Origin of the sequence: Frankia tisae, from assembly GCF_025403405.1 — a bacterium.
Taxonomy (GTDB): domain Bacteria; phylum Actinomycetota; class Actinomycetes; order Frankiales; family Frankiaceae; genus Frankia; species Frankia tisai.
Window position 1 is genome coordinate 1 of the sequence record NZ_JANEZT010000480.1, and the last position, 4,182, is coordinate 4,182.

Consider the following 4,182-nt stretch of genomic DNA (forward strand, 5'->3'; position numbering starts at 1 on the left):
ACGCGACCGCGTACCGCAGGTAACGGTCGAGCAGGGCGGCGTCGACCGGCGGGCAGGCCACCGGCGGCCGGGTGATCGACGAGGCGGCCAGCCCCCGCCGGGTGTTCGTGTCGTCGAAGCGGGAGTTGGTGTCGACGTCCGGCTCGTCCGGGCCGCTGCCGTAGATGTGTTCCAGCGCCGCGGCGGTGCCCACGGACGCCGAGCCGGCGGAGGCGCGGCGCAGGCGGGCGTTCCACTCGTCTTCGGGGACGGGGGCGAACGCGTATCCGCTGGCCCGCATCCGCGCCAGCATGTCGCCGAGCGGCGTCGGCCGAGGGTTCGTCAGATGGTAGGTGCGCCCGCGGGCCGGCTGGGAGCGGGCGAGCTCGACCAGCGCCGCGGCGACGTAGTCGACCGGCACCAGCCCGAGCTCAAGCTCGCCCAGCGCGCCGTCGTCGGGGACGGCCCCGGTGTCCACGACCGCCCGCAGGTAACTCCACAGCACGTCGTCGGTGGTGGTCGCGCCGGTCCGGCTGTCGCCGCTGACCCGACCCGGCCGGTACACCGCGACGGGGATGCCGCGCCGGTGGGCCTGCTCGGCGAGTTCCTCGGCCACCCACTTGGTCAGGTTGTAGCCGCCGGGGACCAGCCGGTCGGGCGCCACCCGCAGGTCCTCGGTGATGACGGCCGGGTTGCCGTGGGCCGCGAGCGCGGTGCCGGCGGTGGAGACGTAGTGCACGGGGATGCCCCGCCCGCGGGCGGCGAGGCGGAACACCTCGTGCGTGCCGCCGACGTTCGGCCCGCGCAGCTGGCGGTACGGCGTCAGCATGCTGACCGTCGCCCCGTTGTGGATGATCATATCGAGGTGGCCGGCGAGCGCGTCGAACGTCGCCGGGTCCAGGCCGAGCAGCGGGCGGCCGAGGTCACCGGGCACGCCGACGATGCGCTCGGCGAACGCGTCCTGCCAGCGCCCGTAGCGCGCCAGGGCGTCGCGAACACGGTCCAGGGCCGCCGCGGGATCCGCGGCTCGAACCACGCAGTGCACCCGGGCCGCGGTGCGATCGAGCAGCTCGGCCAGCAGGAAGGCGCCGAGGAACCCGGTGGAGCCGGTGAGCAGCACCTCGCGCGGATCGGCGCGCCGGGCGGCGTCGGCGCCGGCGGGGTCGGCCACCGTGATCTCCGGAGCAAGCCGCGACTCGGCGCTGAGATCCACCCGTTCGGTGCCGGCCAGCACCGCCGCGATGGTCGCCTCCGTGCCTTCCGCGCCTCCCGTAGCGGCTGCGGCGGCTGTCCGAGCGGACTCGGTGGCGGCGGCGAGGCCGGCGACGGTCGGGGCCTCGAAGAGGGCGGCGATCGGGATGGGCACCCCGATCTGCTCGCTCAGCCGGAAGATCGCCTCGGCGGCGCGCAGCGAGTGACCGCCAAGGTCGAAGAAGTCCTCGTCGGTGCCCACGTCGGTCCGGCCCAGGACGTCGCACCAGATCGCGGCGATCTCGCGCTCCAGCGGGCTGGCCGGCGGGCCGGCCGGGCCGGCGTCCCCGGTCGTGGCGGCGCGGCCGGGGGCACCGGCGGTGGCGGCGGCGGTCGGGTTGGAAGCCGCGGCCAGCCGGGCCAGGTCGGGCTGGCCGTCTCGATGCCGGGGCACAGTGTCGACGGTGCGGACCTCGCACTCGGTGGGCCGGCCGAAGCGGTCCGGTACGCGAAGGTCCTGCCAGGATGGTTCGGCCGGTGCCGGCGTCCCGACCGCGGCCTCACCGGTCACGCCGGGGTCGGCCGCACCAGGGTCGGCCGCGTCCGGCGACCACGCGACGAAGGCGCGGATCGTCAGCAGAGGGCGGATCGGTGCGGCGAGGTCCGGATTGCTGTCGGAGCCGTCGACGGCATCGATGCCGTCGGCTCGGTCGGCGGCGGTGGAAGAGCGGGAGTCGGCGGCGGCAACGGCGACGTCGACCACTCCGGGCACCGCGGCTAGCCGCCGTTCCCACCGGTGCAGCAGCGCCCGGTCGACGACCGGGAGCTGATCGAGCGCCGCCAGGTCGACGATGCCGGACGTCATCCGCGGGATACGGCTGACCGGGACGACCACGCCGGGCGGGGCGGGTACCCCGGGCAGTGCGGCGGCCAACTCCGAGCGGACCGCAGCCAGCACCCCGGCGCCGTCGTACCGGCCGGCCGGCACGACGTGGACGGTGAGCAGCACCGTGTGGTCGGCGGCGACGGCGAGGGCGACGGCGCAGTCCTCGACGGACGCGGTGGTGCGGATCCGTTCGGCGAGCAGGTCGAGGTCGGGCCGGTGCGGGCCGAGGGCGACCACGCCGTGGCGGGACCGCCCCAGCACCAGCCGACCATCGGCGAGCCGGCGGCCGCGCAGCCCGGTACGCACGGCGCCGGCGGGCAGCCCGTCGGACGTGGGCGCCGGGTCCGGTTCGGCCGCGGCGTCGACCGGGATGGCTACGACCGTCCCGCCAACCCCGGCGGCGGCGAGCCCCCCGGCCGCGTCAACGACCCGCAGGCCGCCGATGCGCATCGTCACCATCGGCTCGGGTGACTCGGCGAGCGCATCGAGGACCTGCTCGACGAGCTGGTCGGCAGCGCGGGCGGGCCCGGAGCGCTCCGCGGCGAGTGCCGCGGAGCGCTCCGCCGGGGGCAGCAGCGGCAGCCGGGACAGCGGCCGGGCTGGATCCGCGGCCACCCCGGCAAGCAGCGTTTCGAGGTGGCGGGCCAGCCGGCGTACCGTCGCGGGTGCGAACAGGTCGCGGCTGCCGACGACCGTGCCCTCCACCCGTCCGCCGTTGTCCCACAGGTGCACGACGATGTCGGACTGGGTGATGCCGATCCGGGATCCCGCCAGGCTGACGTCGAGCTCGCCCATCCGGGCGTCGGTCGGCAGCCGCTGCTGGACCAGCGACACCCGGAAGATCGGGTTGACGGCGAGGTCACGGCCGGGGGAGATCGCGGCGACGACGGACTCGAACGGCGCGCTCTGGTGCCGCAACGCCTCGAGGCAGGTGGCGCGGACCCGGGCGAGCGCGGCGTCGAACGTCGGATCGCCGGCGAGGTCGGTGCGCATCACCAGGGTGTTCGCGAAGAAGCCGATCAGCTCGGCGGTCTCCGGGCGTTCCCGCCCGTGCGTCGCCGAGCCGACGAGCAGGTCGGTCGCCCCGGTGTAGCGGTGCAGCATCGTCTTGAACGCGGTCAGCACCAGCATGTAGATGGTGGCGCCGCGGTCGTGGGCGACCCGATGCAGCTCCGCGGAGACGTCGGCGGGCAGGGCGAACCGTTCGCTCTCCCCGCGAAACGTCGGCATGACCGGGCTCGGCCGGTCGGCGGGCAGGTCCAACGCCTCGGGATATCCGCCCAGATGCCGGCGCCAGTAGGCCAGATCGGCGTCGATGACCGCGGTCTGTTCCGCGCCGCGCTGCCACGTCGCGAAGTCGGCGAACTGGATCGGCAGGGGCGCGAGCCGGGCGGGCTCGCCGCGCAGCGCCGCCTCGTATAGGGCGCCGATGTCGTGGGCGAGCACCCCCATCGACAGGCCGTCGCCGACGAGATGGTGCATCGAGATCGTCAGGACATGGTCGCGTGGCCCCAGCGGGAGCAGGTCGAATCGCACCAGCGGCGGCCGGGTGAGGTCGAACGGCTGGTGGGTACGGGCCCGGATCCAGTCGTCGATCTCGGTCGCGCTCGGCCCGGCCCCGTCCGCCGTGTCCTGTTCCCGGCGGGCGGGGTGGCAGACCAGCGGCGTCTCGACGGCTGGGGCCACCACCTGCCGCGGTCGGCCGCGGACGGCCTGGAGCCCGGTGCGCAGCACCTCGTGCCGCGCGACCAGGCCGCTCACCGCCGCGCGCAGCGCCACCACGTCGAGCTGCCCGGTGAGCCGCAGCGGCAGGGACATGTTGTAGAAGGGGTTGTCCGGATGAATCTGGGCCATGAACCACAGGGCCTCCTGCGTGTAGGAGGCCGGGGCGGGTCCCGTCGAGGACCGCCGCGCGATCCCCGTCCGCGCGATGCCCACCGGCCCGGCGCCGCTCGCCGCGCCGGGCATCGCGCCAGCCCGGCCGCCGCCGCGCCAGCGGTCCAGCAGCGCCCGCTTGGCCGCGGACAGCTCCGCGCCCCGGTGGGCGTTCCCGGCGGTCGGCGCCGCGGTGGGGGTCGGCGCCGTGGTGGGGGTCGGCGCCGTGGTGGAGGTGCGCTGTGGGGTGG

1 protein-coding gene is annotated in these 4,182 nt (G+C 75.8%); it reads right to left on the reverse strand.

Going from position 1 to position 4,182, the window contains the following annotated elements:
* A partial coding sequence (locus NBZ85_RS28405) for a thioester reductase domain-containing protein (RefSeq protein ID WP_261563034.1) occupies window positions 1-4,182 on the reverse strand: 4,182 nt, incomplete at both ends.